The organism is Microbacterium sp. KU4F (assembly GCF_056868075.1).
Map to the genome: position 1 here is coordinate 2803025 of NZ_CP200324.1, position 15400 is coordinate 2818424.

The 15400-nt window shown below is 63.9% G+C and carries 14 protein-coding genes; 1 reads left to right on the forward strand and 13 read right to left on the reverse strand.

The genetic code is table 11. The features are described 5' to 3' along the window. Window positions 1-29: 29 nt before the first annotated feature. The 11 genes from AC1VNH_RS14100 to AC1VNH_RS14150 form a co-directional block, all read right to left on the reverse strand. On the reverse strand, window positions 30-1340 hold the full coding sequence (locus tag AC1VNH_RS14100; protein WP_483112730.1) for a UDP-glucose dehydrogenase family protein: 1311 nt from the start codon (window positions 1338-1340) through the stop codon (window positions 30-32). A gap of 84 nt (window positions 1341-1424) precedes the next feature. Continuing rightward, window positions 1425-2759, reverse strand: a complete 1335-nt coding sequence (locus tag AC1VNH_RS14105) for a hypothetical protein (RefSeq protein ID WP_483112103.1) — start codon at window positions 2757-2759, stop codon at window positions 1425-1427. 52 nt (window positions 2760-2811) lie between these two features. Next, a complete protein-coding gene (locus AC1VNH_RS14110; RefSeq protein ID WP_483112105.1) occupies window positions 2812-3297 on the reverse strand; it encodes a serine O-acetyltransferase in 486 nt (161 codons plus the stop codon). Continuing rightward, window positions 3297-4607 (reverse strand): oligosaccharide flippase family protein, encoded by a 1311-nt coding sequence (locus tag AC1VNH_RS14115; protein ID WP_483112107.1) that lies wholly within the window; start codon window positions 4605-4607, stop codon window positions 3297-3299. The genes AC1VNH_RS14110 and AC1VNH_RS14115 overlap by 1 nt, the downstream gene beginning before the upstream one ends. Beyond that, the gene (locus tag AC1VNH_RS14120) at window positions 4604-5164 is read right to left on the reverse strand and encodes a serine O-acetyltransferase (RefSeq protein WP_483112109.1); all 561 of its coding nucleotides are present in this window, start codon (window positions 5162-5164) and stop codon (window positions 4604-4606) included. Before AC1VNH_RS14120 ends, AC1VNH_RS14115 begins: the two co-directional genes overlap by 4 nt. Further along, window positions 5161-6141: a glycosyltransferase gene (locus AC1VNH_RS14125; protein ID WP_483112110.1), complete on the reverse strand. Its 981-nt coding sequence runs from the start codon at window positions 6139-6141 to the stop codon at window positions 5161-5163. Before AC1VNH_RS14125 ends, AC1VNH_RS14120 begins: the two co-directional genes overlap by 4 nt. Next, window positions 6138-7403, reverse strand: coding sequence for a glycosyltransferase (locus tag AC1VNH_RS14130; RefSeq protein WP_483112112.1), 1266 nt, complete (start codon window positions 7401-7403; stop codon window positions 6138-6140). Before AC1VNH_RS14130 ends, AC1VNH_RS14125 begins: the two co-directional genes overlap by 4 nt. Next, window positions 7400-8428, reverse strand: a complete 1029-nt coding sequence (locus AC1VNH_RS14135; RefSeq protein WP_483112114.1) for an NAD-dependent epimerase/dehydratase family protein — start codon at window positions 8426-8428, stop codon at window positions 7400-7402. Before AC1VNH_RS14135 ends, AC1VNH_RS14130 begins: the two co-directional genes overlap by 4 nt. 94 nt (window positions 8429-8522) lie before the next feature. Continuing rightward, window positions 8523-10418: a sugar transferase gene (locus AC1VNH_RS14140; RefSeq protein WP_483112116.1), complete on the reverse strand. Its 1896-nt coding sequence runs from the start codon at window positions 10416-10418 to the stop codon at window positions 8523-8525. After that, the gene (locus AC1VNH_RS14145) at window positions 10415-11056 is read right to left on the reverse strand and encodes a TetR/AcrR family transcriptional regulator (RefSeq protein WP_483112118.1); all 642 of its coding nucleotides are present in this window, start codon (window positions 11054-11056) and stop codon (window positions 10415-10417) included. The genes AC1VNH_RS14140 and AC1VNH_RS14145 overlap by 4 nt, the downstream gene beginning before the upstream one ends. Before the next feature lie 2 nt (window positions 11057-11058). After that, a complete protein-coding gene (locus AC1VNH_RS14150) occupies window positions 11059-11712 on the reverse strand; it encodes a hypothetical protein (protein WP_483112120.1) in 654 nt (217 codons plus the stop codon). 54 nt (window positions 11713-11766) lie between these two features. Here AC1VNH_RS14150 and AC1VNH_RS14155 point away from each other — a divergent pair, with 54 nt between their 5' ends. Further along, window positions 11767-13050, forward strand: coding sequence for a glycosyltransferase (locus tag AC1VNH_RS14155; protein WP_483112122.1), 1284 nt, complete (start codon window positions 11767-11769; stop codon window positions 13048-13050). Between the two features lie 28 nt (window positions 13051-13078). Here the strand turns inward: AC1VNH_RS14155 and AC1VNH_RS14160 are convergent, their stop codons facing one another. Beyond that, complete coding sequence (locus AC1VNH_RS14160; protein ID WP_483112124.1) at window positions 13079-14110, reverse strand: alpha/beta hydrolase; 1032 nt, start codon at window positions 14108-14110, stop codon at window positions 13079-13081. Next, entirely contained in the window at window positions 14110-15288 is a 1179-nt protein-coding gene (locus AC1VNH_RS14165) for a M28 family peptidase (protein WP_483112126.1), read from the reverse strand. Before AC1VNH_RS14165 ends, AC1VNH_RS14160 begins: the two co-directional genes overlap by 1 nt. Window positions 15289-15400 lie beyond the last annotated feature (112 nt).

Genomic DNA, 15400 nt, shown 5'->3' on the forward strand with positions numbered 1-15400 from the left:
TTGGCGAGTGGTCCTTCGAGCCGGGCTCCTCATGGGCGCCCCATACCGTAGTACGACCATCCCGCGGCGCGCCACGCCGCCGCGTCAAGTCCATTTCTGCCGTCCACCACGACGCGGCCGACGGTGAGGGACGACGCGTGTTCGGGCGGTAGCTGACGACGGTACTCGTCCCATTCGGTGACGAGCACAAGTGCGTCGGCGTCGCGGATGGCCTCGTCGCGGTCCTCGATGTAAGTGAGCTGGGGATGAACGCGGCGCGCGTTCTCAATCGCCGCGGGGTCGGTCACGGTCACGGTCGCGCCCAGCCCGTGAAGGCGCACGGCGACGTCGAGGGCCGGAGAGTCGCGGATGTCGTCAGAGTGAGGCTTGAAGGCCGCACCGAGCACCGTGATCTTCTTCTCGAAAACCGAGCCCCCAAGACCGTCGACGACGAGCTGTACAGCGCGGTCGCGGCGGCGCAGATTGATCTCGTCGACCTGGCGAAGGAACGCTACGGACTCGCCGCGCCCGAGCTCTTCCGCCCGCGCGGAAAACGCGCGGATGTCCTTTGGCAAGCAGCCGCCACCGAAACCAATCCCGGCCTTGAGGAACTGACGCCCGATTCGCTCGTCGTAGCCGATAGCCTCCGCCAGCTTGCTCACGTCAGCGCCAGTGACCTCTGCGATCTCTGCCATGGCGTTGATGAAGCTGATCTTCGTTGCCAGGAACGCGTTCGCGGAAACCTTAACCAACTCCGCCGTGGCCAGATCAGTCACTAGAAATGGCGCCCCATTTGCGATAGCAGGCGCATACACCTGCCGCAGCACCGAGATCGCCGCCGCTCCCGCCTCACCGTCCGGGACGCCGGCCACAAGCCGGTCGGGTTCCAGAGTGTCCTTAACTGCCCAACCCTCGCGCAAGAACTCAGGATTCCACACCAGAGTGGCACCCGTAGAGGCCACACGTTTAGCCAGCTCTGCCGCTGTACCCACCGGAACGGTCGACTTTCCCGCCACAATGTCACCTGCCGCAAGGTAAGGAATCAGAGAATCCACGGCAGAGTACACGAAAGATAGGTCCGCTGCGTGGCTGTCCCTCTGTTGCGGCGTCCCAACTCCCACAAAATGCACCATTGCGCCCTTCACCGCTGCCATGTCGGTGGTGAAACTTAGCCGTCCCGATTCGATTCCTGATACAAGCAGATCGGAAAGTCCCGGCTCAAAGAACGGCGCCTCGCCGCTCGACAGTACAGCGACCTTTCGCTGATCGACATCCACCCCGACTACTTCATGGCCGATAGATGCCATGGCTGCCGCATGCACCGCGCCGAGGTAGCCGCAACCGATCACCGAGATTCTCATCTTCTCATCCAAACGTCGAGTTTCGATATAGGTAGGGTCAGGGATTGCTCAATGAGCATAAGAACAAGTATTGATCGTCATATCCTAGCTGTGCAGACGAGTGTATTCCCGGATGTGTTGCGCCTGGCGATGTTGATGCACGGGCAGGGCCCCGCGCGGATAGCACATAGCAATGCAGAGCCACATAACCGGAGACACGAAATCTGCCAGCGAAACCGCGGCAGCTGCGGTGAAGGCGACGAGAGTGACCGCGGACGCGCGCCGTGCAGGATCGGACAAGCCTCTGGAAACGGCGCGAAGGACCACTACGGCGAAAAGTATCGTACCAATCAAGCCGACTGTGCTCAGAAGCATGAGGACCATCGAAGAGGAACGATTATTCCCCAGGCCCACGCCGAGGCCACCAGTCTGCAGGCTCAGCAAGATAGCATGGCTGTCCACGTAGCCTCTCGTCTCGATAGACGTTCCGCCTTGCTTACCGTCAATCACGGTCGAAGCAGCATTAGCGATCGGGGCTGCCGTAACTGCGATGAGCACAATCACCAGGAGCGCGCCGAACAGCACGGAGGGTGGCAAGCGAAAACTCTTCGGGCCGCGCCTGATCAGCGCAATAACAGCGATCACGCCCAATGCGCCTACTGCGACTATCGCACCAATCGTCGCCGTGCCCGAAACTGTGGATACGAGGAGAAGGCCCGACGCGCCTGAGAAGGTCAGCCACATCAGCATCTCGGCAGGTTTCTTCGACTGGAAGCAGCGTGCAAGATAAAACCCGAGGGCTGCAACCGTGAATCCGCCTAGATGAGAAGCCTCACTAAACTGGGCGCGCAGGCGATTAGGGTTGACGATATATTGACCACGAGGGTTATTGTCGAAGAGGTCTTGAGGAAAACTAAGCCCTAGCCGCCAGCTCGAGAACGCCCATACGCCGACTAGTACGCCAACCCCGAGACCCCAGGCTAAATATGACTGGTTAAGAATCTCATCCCGCTCGTTGAAGACTATGAGGCCAATGTTGAGGCCAAGGTAGATCATCTGCGCAACAGAGGAGAGGGTAAACGAAAGCGGCGTTAGAAAACCTACCTGCTCGTCGAGTCCAATTCCTGGCGCCACAACGCCGATGCCTTCAAACATAATCGGAGCTATGACAGCATTAAGAACCCCGTAGATCAGAAGTGCAATAGGAATACCGCTGCCCGAACGTGGACGATTGGTCGCCCGCCACGACGGAGCGAGGATTGAGACAGTCAAATAGACGAGGATGCTCAGATAGAACGGTGAGATGGTGGCTTGACCAATCACAAGAGCGGCTGAGTCGTTGAATGCAATCGAAGTGCTCGCGACGAACAAGGCTCCACGTCGACCCCAGAATAGGGAAACGAGGCACGCGGCAGAGAAGATGACGCCCAGTGCCGTCACGGGAGCGCTCCGATGACTCGAGTGACGGTGCCAGCAGGCCGGAGAAATGTCATCATTTCTTCCTGCTCTGGATAGTCCCAACAAGTCGGGCTGGGTTTCCGGCCCATATCTCACCCGGACCCACGCTATGCGTGAGAACAGCATTCGCGCCGACAATTGCGCCGTCGCCCAGTATGGTCCTCGCTCCGCTTCTGAAGAGGACCACCGCCCCTGCTCCGATGACTACATCAGAGCCAACAGAGACGCCTTCAGAGTCAGACATCTCGGAGCTCGGCCGCCAGGCTTCTGCCCTGCCAATCGTAGTTCCATGGAAGATTGTGACGTTATCCCCAATGGTCGTCGAGGGGTGAATGACAATCCCCGCTGTTGGATGCCCCAGCTTAAATCCGCTTCCAACACGGACTTGTTTCGGGATATCGACGCCCAGGATCCAAAGAAGTAGCCTCGCCACTGGGCCCCGCAGCGCACTCTTCTGGAGGTGCACAAGGCGGACTATGCCAGCACTCAGACGACTTTCGTCAATCGACTCTCTACTCATCACGCAACCTCGCCGACTTGTGTGGAACTACGGAGAAGAAGTGATCGTGACAGAAGCGTTGGCGCATATGCGGCGAGGGCTACTGCTCCGCACAGGGTGCCAAGTAGATAGCCGAAAACGAAGATCCAGACGTCTGCATAGATCGTAGACAGGGTCGCCGCTCCGGCCGCCGCTATCAAGATGAGCCCCAGGTAGGGGATGTCAATTCCCCCGCGGCCGAGTGCGGCGCCGGTGAAAGATAGCGGAGAGGCCACGCCGAGGGCGCCGAACGCAATCAGCATTGACGCGATCAGCAGCCACTCAGGCTGACTTCCCAGTAGTGTGGTGTAACCGCCGTACCCCGCGGCTACAAGCAGGCTTGCCAGCGCACAGACTGCAGCGCCGAGTCGTATTGACAGATTGAGCAGCTCACGGAGCCTATCTTTGTCTGCGTTCATCATTGAAGCTGAGTCTGCGCCGACGCGAATTGTGAGATTCTGCACCAGAAACCGCGGCAACATCGCGAATCGCCAAGCAATCTCGTAGGCGGCGAGAACTGTTGGCCCACCGATTGCGCCGATGACCCAACGGTCACCTTGTTGGGCTGCGGCTCCAAGGAGAGTAGAGAGCGTCCTGACCGACGCGAAGCTGCGGAGCCGGAAGTCTTGTTGTATCGTCGGCCGGAAGTCCCTCAGTCGCAGCCGGCGATCACCCATCCAGACAGTGGGGGCTAGAACCATTAAGCCGGATAGCATCCAGCCGATCGGCAGCGCCCAATACGTGTGCCACACTGCCAAAACCGCGATAGTAATGATACTCGCCAGCAACGCTTGACCGGCAGTCGTGAGGTTGCGCAGGAATTGGTCCTCTACAATCAACGCCGCTTGCGCGTAAACCATCAAAACGCTTCTGATCGCGGACGCCAATGCCATCGCCCCAATCGCTGACAAAGCGATGCTCAGCGGTATCGATCGCCCCATCTCGGTGTCTGCGTAGAACAACCAAGCTATGCATGCAACAGATCCGACAACGACGGCGCCCAGGGCGGACAGGGCACTTGCTATCAGCACTAGACGTCGGCGTCGCTCTGCATGGAACCGCGCCGTCAGCAGCGCCACTCCGCCGAAGTCCAAGGATAGGGCAACGGTGGATATCGACGACAAGATTGCCCAGAAGGCGAAGCTCTCCGTATTCAGGAGAGCAGCGCCAGCAAGCGGTAGTGCGAATAGCGCCACTGCTCCGATCAGTGGACCCGCAGCACCGCGAATCATCCGGATGAGCAACGTCGTTGTGGGCGAACCCTTCAATGACGTCGAGCGCCGATCGTTCATTGAATCTCCCTTCGGGAGGGAAGAACCTTCGCAGGAATTCCGACTGCGGTAGAGCCCGAAGGTATATCTCTTACTACTACAGCGTTCGCGCCAATGACGCAGTCATCCCCGATATCAATCGGCCCGAGTATACGTGATCCTGCACCCAGCACCACGCGGTCGCCTACTGTGGGTGACCCGTCGTCATTCGATCCACCACGCCCACCAAGCGTTACGCCTTGCTGCACTCGACAGTCTGATCCAATCCTGACTCCCGGGCCCCAAACGACTCCTGTCGGATGGTGGAGAGTCAATCCAATTCCGACGTCAGCTTGCCACGCGAGGTCAGCACCGGTGAGCATATGATTCCACTGCTTCACCAAGAATCCTGCCGCAGGGAGAGTCCGTCCTGCGATTTGGGAGCAGCGGAAGAGCGTCACGGACATATGACGCACTACGAACACCGACTTAGCCATGGCCTTCAGGACATCCTTGAACGATGGGAGAGGTCCCTGGTCGGCATACAGTGCACGCAATCCTCTCGCAATCGAGGGGGAATTGCTCATACTGCTCATCATCGCGCACCGGCGGCGGCTCGCAATGAGTCGACGACTAGCTCCGCGAACGTATCCCAGGAATACCGTGTCAAGACTTCACTGACATGGGCGACCGAAGGTTTGGTCGAGCTCGCTATCTGATTGGCCATCGCGGCCGGCTCGCCCAACGTCGCCAAGATTCCTGCGCCCCCAAGAAGCTCCTGCGTCAGGCTCTGGTCCGATGCGATCACGGTGCATCCTGCAGCCAGCGCTTCGATGTATGGCAGCCCGAATCCCTCGTCGGTTCCTAGAAGCATGAAGTAGTCAGCCTTCAGGTATTCGTGGCGCATCTCATCATCGGAGATGCGCATGAGCCAGGTGCATGAATCCGCTCCGAGAGACTGTTCTAGTGTGCGCTTTGCGTCCTCACTTAGGCCCACGCCGACAACAGAGCTGAATCTGTCGCGCGGCAGGTCTCCGATAACTTTTGCGGCAAGTTCGTTCCTCTTGTGGGATGCTCCCCCGACAAGTAGCACGCTTCCAGCCGCTTTCGAGCCACTCGGTTTGTAATTGTCGAACAGCCCGGGACCCAGCCATGCGACTCGAGCCTTTGCTGAGGCCGCCGGTATGTAGCGGACGAGATCAGCTCTGGTCCGCTCGCTCACGCAAATCACAACCTCAGAACGGGAGACGGTTCGCCGTAGGTCCCACTCGCGATAGCGCTGAGCCAAACCTCCTCGGGTATGGCGCCAACGTAGGTCGTGCACGACAGAGACGATCGGCATGCGGAGGCCGAGCGGAAGCGGCGGTACCACAGAGAAGTAGCATTCGTACCGACCCCTTGCTGGCGTTAGTCCGCGAATTAGTCCGACTACTTTATGGCGCACACCTGAACCAACGTCTCGGTTTCGTGAGACGCTGATCTCGATGCCGCGTGTCTTTAATCGGGGATACAGGGCGCGCTGAAGTACGCCTATTCCGCTACCTTCGCGGACAGTCCCGCTTGCTCCGATTCTCATCGTTCCTCCGTCGATGCGTCCCGGCCTAGACTTCCCGTGACGGACGCGCCTTTCGTGAGCGATCTTGCTCCCGCCAGATTTAGTACCCCACGAATTACGCGCTCCAGGCCGAACTCCCGAACAGCTCGTTTCCTTGCAGCAGCGCTTGCGCTCTTGAGGAGTTCTGGCGCGCTTAGGGCGGCCTCCACCGCCGCTGCGATCTCTACTTCGGTTGCCTCCTTGAGCACCCAACCGGTCACTTCATCGATGACAACTGCTTGGCAGCCCGGCTGATTCGAGACGATAGCTGGAACGCCGCAGGCAGCTGCCTCGATGAGAGTGCGCGGTGTGCCTTCCGGATGGCGTGAAGGGAAAACCAGCAGATCAAGCTGCTGGTACACATTAAGCATATCGTCCCGATGGCCCCAATACTCAATCAAACCCTGCTCACGCCACGCGTCTATTTCCTCCTTCGCGATGCTCGACGAGACTCCTTCGTCGGGCTCGCCTACAAGGACGAATCGAGCTCGGTTCCCTCGAAGCGCCCTCGCGGCTTCAACAAACTCGCGCACTCCTTTCTCGGCGTAGAGTCGGGAGACGAAGGCGACCGTAGCCGGGATGCCGGCCGAGTTTGCGATCCGAGTGGCCGGCGTCCAAACATTTGTGTCGATTCCGGTGCCAGGTAGAACCATTGATCGTTCTGTCCGAGCGAGATTATTTGCCAGGAAGTAGTTTCGGTCGCTATCGATCTGAAACAATGTAAACACGTTCGCGGGTAGCTTGCCGAGTGCAATGAGCGCTCTCGCGATCTTGGTGGAGGCCGCACTGGCCTCTTCACTCAGTGCGCGTCCGATGCCGCCCGCTACACGCACAAAGCGAGTGCGGCGGGCGAGCGGCGCTGCCAGCCAGCCAAGGGTATAGGCGGCTGTCTGGATCAAGAACACAGCAGCAGGTTTCGTGCGAAGAACCCATGTAATCAAGATCATGGCCGCGCGAGCGGCCTTGATCGGGCTGATGTTCTCTCGCCCAAGGTCGAGCTCTACGAAATCGAATCCAAGTCGCTCGATGGCTTTCCGGTAGCCGGTGTCTGGGGCGAAGACCGTCACGTGAGCGCCAGCGGATTGCAATGCGCTCCCCCAAGGCGCTCGATGGGTCACAAACGCCCTATCGGAATTAACTACGAACGCTACGTGTCCGGATAGGCGGAAGGTGCGACCAACGTCGCTCGCCTCGGCGCATGCACGGCTTTGCTCGTCCTGCAGATCCCGCCCGCGCGCCGTCATGACACCCCCGTCGTGATGGAGGATCCGCCGTAGAACTCGTCATACCACTTGACGAACTCTGCGACGCCTACAGAGACGGGGGTCGACGGTACCTCTCCGATTAACTCACGCAGTAGGCCAACATTGGCACTCGTGGCGACGACATCACCAGGCTGCATCGGCAACAGATTCCGTGCCGCCTCAGCTCCCGTCGCCTGCTCGACCGCCTCGATGAAATCGAGCAGGCCGACCGGAGCGCCGCCGGCTATGTTTACCGTACGGAACGGGGCGACTGGACTGACAGAGTCACATTCCCCAACCTCGAGGCCGGGTGAAGGCGGCGCATCAGCCAACCGGCTGATGCAGTGAACGAGATCTGCGACGTACGTGAAGTCACGCTTCATATGACCGCCGCCGTACACATCGATCGGTTCTTCAGCGCGTAGTGCTTTCACAAACCTGAACAGCGCCATGTCAGGACGCCCCCATGGGCCATACACGGTGAAGAACCGGAAGCACGTCGTGGGCAGCTCCCAGAGGTGGGCATATGAATGCGCAAGATCTTCTGTAGCTTTCTTCGTCGCGGCGTAGAGAGACACAGGGAAGTCGGTGCGGTCCGACTCCGAGAATGGCAGCGCGCGGTTCCCCCCGTAGACCGAAGAAGTCGACGCGAGGAGCAGATGGGAGGGCCTGTTGTCCTTCAGAGTGTTGAGCAGATTGAACGTGCCCAGAATGTTCGACGAGATGTACGCTTCCGGCGCCTCAAGACTGTAGCGAACTCCGGCCTGGGCGGCGAGATGAACAACGATCTCTGGCTTAGTCGATTCGATGAGCTGTCTCAGTCTGCCTTCGTCAACTATAGAGAACTCGTTGTGCTCGAACCGCTCAAACGTAGTTAGCTCCGCCAGTCGAGCTCGCTTCAAATCTGGGTCGTAGTAGTCCGACATCGAATCAACTCCGACGACCCTGTGTCCTTCGCGCAGTAGCAGAGTCGCTAGGTGGTATCCGATGAAGCCAGCGTGGCCAGTGACGAGTACTGTGCGCAAGCGATTCCTCCGTTGCGTAGGATGTGCGGTTGAGTTGCAAGCTCAAGGGGTCGGTTTATTTGCGGGCAGGGCGCGACGGGCACGCATGGTGAAGTCAGTGCGCTGACTCGCCGGGCGCTACAACAGCCTTGGCTGTCTTCATCAGAATCGCTATGTCGCTGACAAGCGACCAGTTCTCGACGTAGTAAAGGTCGAGGCGCACAGCATCCTCCCAATCGAGACTAGAGCGGCCGCTCACTTGCCAGAGACCCGTGAGGCCCGGACGGGCTAGTAGACGTCGGCGCGCGGCATCCGTATACAGAGCCACCTCCGCCGCGATCTGCGGACGAGGGCCGACCAGGCTCATCGAGCCGCCCAGCACGTTGAACAGCTGCGGCAGCTCGTCGAGCGAATACTTGCGGATGAACTTGCCCACCGGAGTGATGCGAGGGTCGTCCTTGATTTTGAACAGCGGCTTCTCGCTCGTGCCCTGCGCTTCGAGAAGCGCTTTCAGCTCCTTGTCGGCGCCTACGCGCATCGACCGGAACTTGAGCATCTTGAACGGCTCACCGTTACGACCGATGCGCTCTTGCTTGTACAGAAGGGGGCCGATACTCGTTGACGAAACCGCGATGGTCACGGCGAGTAGCAGTGGTGAGAGAAGGACGATGAAGAGCGAGGCGCCGAGGATGTCGACCGTGCGCTTCAGGAAGAGCTGGCCCTTGCTGAAGCGCGGTGTTTCGACGTGGATCAGGGGGAGTCCGGCGACGGGGCGGGTGTGCAGGCGCGGGCCTGCGATGTCGACGATGCTCGGCGCGAGCACCAGGTGCTGGCGGCCGGCCTGCAGCCCCCAGGAGATCTCCTTCACTTTCGAGGGCGGCAGCTCGTCGGTGCTCGTGACGGCGACCGTATCGGCGCCAGCGCGCTCCATCGCACGATCGACCGCGTTGACGCTGCCCATCATCGGAATCTCGGTTCCCGGAACGAGAGCGCCGACCTTGCCCGTGGGAGTGCACGCACCGACCACCTTGTAGCCGGCGCTCGGCGTGCGAGCCAGTTCGCGCGCGATGTGCGTCACCGACTCAACTGAACCGACCAGCAGCACGCGCGCGGCGTACTCTCCGACCGACCGTTGCGCGACGAGCCACTGCCGCCACAGCCAGCGCACCGTGACCAGCACGAGGATGCCGAGCGGCAGGCTGATCAGCAGGAACCCGCGCGCCAGATCGATCTGGAACAGGAACGCGATGATCGCGACGCCGCCGAACAGGCGCAGGCTCGAATCGGCGACGCGCACATACTCCGCGGATCCGCTCCCGAACACACGAGGGCTGCGGGAGTCACTCCACGACAGGGCCCCCATCCAGGCGATCACGAGAATTGCGGAGAAGACCCAATACGAGAGGTCGGTCCAGCGGGAATCGCCGGCCATCGCGATCTGAGCGTTGCCGAGACCGAACCACGCGATCTGGGTGCCGTAGACCACCCACACGACGGCGAGAAGGTCGCTGATCCACAGACGGCGCTGGTAGCTGCGGCGCCAGTTCTTCGGCATCCGGTCGTGGGTGTGAACCGGTCCGGTCGTGAGGGACTGGCGGGCCGCATCCGAAATGATGGGCTGCGGCGAGGTCGCCGGAGTCTTGGGCTGCAAGAAATGGTCGGGAAGAGACGGTGACGCGTTCTTCGCTATCCGCGACTCCGTCGTCGCGTCGACCTCGAAATCGGTCGACACATCCTCCCCCTTCATCAGTCGTGCCTTGCTGACGGGCCGCACGTTATCAGGTGAATGTGACGGTGATGTGTCGGGTGATTCATCTGGATTCATGGGGCGCGTCTCTGCGTGCGATGTTACGGTGATCGGTTCGTTGGACACAGTCCACCGAATGGGGGACAAGCACATACTGTCCTGATCCGGGGCGGAATGAGGGCGTGTTGCGGTTTGGGGCCGGGTGAGTAGTTCTGCGTTGCGAGGCGCTCCGGTGGGGCGTTTCGTCTCGCTGCGCTCGCTCAACGACCGGAGGGTGGGAGGGAGTCGGCGAGGTGGGTGAGCTGGGTGGTGACCCAGGCGCCGTACTGCTCGTCGGACCATCCGCGCGCGTGCGTGAAGTGAAGGTACGTGGCCGGCCCCGTCAGGTGCCCCAGAACATCCGCGGCTACATCCACCGACGCTTCCGGGATGCGGCCGCGAGACGCGAACCAGCCCGCACTCAACCGCATGTCGCGCTGGCGCCGTTCTTCGAGCTCGAGGTAGGCCGCGCGGGCCGCCGCATCCGCATCCGCCGCCGCCATCATCGCCTGCACGATCGCCGCCGATCGCCGGTTCGCCTCGGTGAGGAAGGCGACGTAGCGTGCGAGCGCGGTCTCGAACTCCGGCTCCGCCATGATCTCGGCGATCAGGGGGCGCTCCGTGAGCGAGTGCGCCCCCTCGTCGCCGGCGAACGAGGTCTCGAACGCTGCGATGAGCAGCGCGTGTTTGGGGCCGTGCAGCTGCACGGTCTGCGCTGAGACGCCCGCCTCTGCGGCGATCGCCTTCATCGACGTCGCCGCGTAGCCGTCGCGGATGAAGAGCCCCGCCGCCGCCGTCACGATGCCGGCCCGCGTCGCCGCCGCCTCGGCCTCGCGACGGGGGGAGTGGTACGCGCGGGGCATCCTCAGACCGTACCGCCGCTCGCGGCCGGACGCGCAGCGAGGAACACCCCGCCGACGACGATCTGTGCCACGCACGACGCCACGAGCGCGATCGTGACGGTCGCCACGTCGTCGCTCGCCGACGCGAGCCCACCCGTCACCGCGACCACCGCGGCCAGCGTCAGCAGCGCCCACCGCGCCGCGCCGGTCGCGATCCCGGCGCGCACGGCACCAACCGCGCCGACGATGAGGAGCACGAGCTGCACGATCCCGAGGGTGAGCGGCAGCCATCCGAGCGTCGCGTCCGCGCCGCCCGGCGTGCCGTAGGTGATCACGTAGTAGACGAGCTGGTTCGCGAAGAACACCGCCCCGAAGCCGAGTAGCGCGAAGGTGCCCCGCACCCGGCCGCCCGTGATGCCGTTCGCCGCCATCGTGCCCAGGGCGAGCGGCAACATCGCCGCGGCGAGGATCGCCGCGCTCGCCAGGAACAGCACCGCGAACAGCGGCAGGGTCGGGCCGGTCGGTCCGGTGCGCAGGCCGACCTCCACCACGGTCGCGGCGAGCAGCAGTGCGCCGCCCGCCGCGATCAGCCCACCGCCCCATCGTGCCCACACCCTCGCATCCGTCTCGGCGAAGGCGGGATGCTTCGTGGTCGCTCGCGTGGTTACTGTGCTCATGATCGGTCCTCCCGGATCTGTTGGTGTGCCTCAATATCTATTAGTGTGGCGAACATGTCAATTACGAATCGGTCCGCGCTGCTCTGCGCGATGCCCGCCGTGGGTCACGTGGACCCGATGCTCGTGGTCGGACGGGAACTGCTGCGGCGCGGGTGGCGCGTGCGGATGCTGACCGGCGCGCGCTACGCAGACCGCGTGCAGGCTGCGGGTGTCGACTTCGTCGCCCTGCCCGCCGAAGCAGACACGCTCGACTCCGTGGGTGCCTCCGGGCGCAACCGCGGCATCGCGACCATCAACGCCGGCGTGGAGGAGGCCTTCGTGCGCCCGGCGCTGCCCGCCGCGCAGAAGCTCGACGCCCTCCTCGCAGAAAATCCGGTCGACGTCGTCTTCCACGACATGACCTTCCTCGGCGTGCAGGGGCTGCTGGCGCGCCCCGCATCCGAACGCCCGCTCGTGGTCATGTGCGGGGTCGGCCCCGCCGGCTTCTCCAGCCGCGACTGCCCGCCCTACGGGCTCGGAATCATCCCGGCGCGCTGGCGCGGCATCGGACGGATGCGGGATGCGGTGCTCAACCGCTCCGCCCGCTGGGTGCTGTCGGGCGCCCATCGCGCGCTCGACGACCTGCTCGCCCGGCTCGACGCCCCGGGGCTCGACGGCGCCTTCTTCATGGACGTGCTCGCGCGCAGCGACCTGCTCGCCCAGTTCACCGTCGCCGAATTCGAGTACCCCCGCAGCGACGCCCCCGCGCACCTCCGCTTCTACGGGCCGATGGCGGCGCCCGCCGCATCCAGCGGATCTGCGGGGGAGCTCATCGACCGACTCGACCCCCACCTGCCCGTCGTGCACGTGACGCAGGGGACGGTGGCGAACACCGACTTCTCCGAGCTCATCGGCCCGTCGCTGCAGGCCCTCGCCGACCGGCCGGTGCAGGTGGTCCTCACCGCCGGCGGCCGCGCCGCATCCGAACTGCCGCCGCTACCGCAGAACGCCTTCGCCGCGGACTACCTGCCCTACGACCGCCTGTTGCCGCGCACGAACGTCTTCGTCACGAACGGCGGATACGGGGGACTGCACCACGCCATGCGCCACGGCGTACCGATCGTCGTGGCCGGCGACAGCGAGGACAAGGTCGAGACCTCGGCGCGCGTGCAGTTCTCCGGCGCCGGAATCAGCCTCGGCACCGGGCGGCCGTCGCCGACGCAGATCGCCCGCGCCGTCGACCGTGTGCTGGCCGATCCGCGGTTCGCCGCCGCATCCCGACACATCGGCGAGCGAATCGCGATGGCGGGCGGCGCGCCGGCGCTCGTGGACGACGTGGAGGCGATGCTCTGGGGGTGAGGGGCGTCTCCTCTCGCGGTCGGCTCGCTCAATGACCGAGTCGTTCCGCGATCCAGGCGGCCGCGCGGGAAGGCGCGAACCGCGCGTGCATCGTGCCGGAGTGGTGCGTCGGCCACCAGTGCGAGGTGATATCGACGCCCGCCCGCCGGTACCGGCGCAGGAGCGCGCCGGTGAGGGGAGCAGGCGCCACCTCGTCGAAGGCCGCCGCATCCACCCGCACCGGCGCGCGAAAGCCGCGCAATGCGGCAACCTCGTTCTCGCGGAAGGACGCGAGCAAGCGTGAGCGGAGTTCTCCTCCCGCGGTTCCGAGAATCGCCGCGGGTGCGATGCCGCCCCACGAGGAGCGGCGCGCGAGCTCGGTGAGCGAGAGACTGCCGAGGCCCGGCCACAGCGCCCGGGCACGCGCACTCAGCCCGTCGCCCGCACACAAGTGCGCAAGGTCGGCGTCGACCGTGGCTGCGCCGCGCAGCATGAGCCCGATCAGTGCGGAGACGACGCCGCTGCCGGGTGCCGTGATCGGCACTCGCAGCGCTGCGCCGATGCTGAGATCCATCCGGGTGACCGGCGCGAAAGCGCACGTTCCGACCAGACGAGAACACTCGTCGGGCTCGGGGGAGACCGACGCCCACAACGCGCCGACGGCGCCCTCCGAATGCCCCGCCGCGAGCCACGTGTCACCGAGGGGAGCCGCGAAGAGCGCGCGAGCGCGCACCATCGCGACCATGGACTCGGACAGCGACGGACCGATCAGGTATGGGTGGATGCCGGGACCGCCGACCCCCTCGTAGTCGGGGCGGAGCACCGCGATCCCCCGCGCGAGCAGCTCGTCGCACAGGACATCTCCCTGCGACATCCGGCGCCACTCCGGATGCGTCGGATCCGCCGTGCTCGGCGCGGAACGGGGACCGCCGCCGGTCGTCATATGGCCGTAGACCGCGATCGGGAAGCCGGTCGCCGGAGCCGGCAGGTGCGGAACATGCACGAGACCCGTCTGCTGCTGCAGCGACCCGTCGATGCCGGTGGCGGGGAAGGCGACGCGGCAGGTCGTGCCGTGGCGCATCACCAGCGCCCGCGGGGCAGGAGCAACCGCAGGCGACGCGGGATGAATCCGAGCAGACCGCCTCGGCGGGCATCCGCGTCGTCGATGATGCGCGCGAAGAACCGCGCGACCGGCACGAGCTGCGTGCGGTCGATGCGTTCGATCGTGTCGGCGTCGTCGTAGAGGTACAGCGGCCCCGAGATCAGGCTCACCGTCGGAACGCCGCTGACCAGAGTGAAAGACGCATCGGTGGGGATGCCGTTCGCGAAGAACTCGAGCGCCGTCGCGTCCAACAGGGTCGTGCTGTGCATGCCGTTCTCGCGCACCGCGCGTGCGATCCGCAGGGCGAAGGCGGGGTTCACGTTCAGGAAGATTCCCCGCGGCTCGGTCTCGCCGGTGTCGGCGAATCCGCCGTCAGCGCCCTCCACGGCGCGCAGGCCGATGTGCTCGATGGTCGTGTTCAGAACGATGCGCCACGGTGCGCCGCGCGAGAGCACGAAACGTCGTGCGAACTCCTGGTGCGCCTGATACCCGGTGAAATGCGTGTCGAACGTCACGAAGATCAGCGTCTTCTCCCGCGTCGCGGGGTCGCGCGCGGCGAAGTGCTCGGCCAACGCGATCACCTCCGCCGTGCCCGAGGCATCCTCCACCGCTCCCGGACCGACGGAGTCGTGATGAGACTGCACCATCACCGCATCCCTGGTGCGCCCGGGCAACACGCCGATCACGCTCCGCGAGGTCACCCTGCGACGCTCGACGGTGAGCGTCAGAGCCGCCTCGGACGGTGACGAATCGATCAGGTGCCGGAGCCGCCGCCCCTCGGCGCGCGTCACCCATACGCCCGGCAGGGAGAACAGTGTGCGGCGGTAGTACTCGTTGTGATACTTGCGCGAGTCGGGGTAATCGCGCAGGACTCCGATGAGGCCCACCGCGCCCGCCGCCGCCGCATCGCGCATCACCCGCGCGAGCGAGGTCACGTAAGGATTGCGGCCGGCGAGCACGTCGCGGCGCAGCATCCGCCGGTTCGGATCGTGGATGTAGCGCGCGAGAGGCAGAGTGTGCGCCAGCGTCATGTCGAACGTGAGATCGAACAGCACGATCGCGCCGCGCACGTCGTGTGCCGCCACCCGGCCGGATCCGATGTCGACGACGCGGGCGACGAGGCGGTGGGAGGCGCTTCCGGTCCACTCGTGCGACACGAGGCCCGAATGCAGGATGGGCGCGCACGCGATCGTCTCACTGCCGAGCTCGAGTCGGCACTCGCTCGCCTCCCATCGGAAGGACGGAACGCGCAGCTCTGGGTCGCGAGGC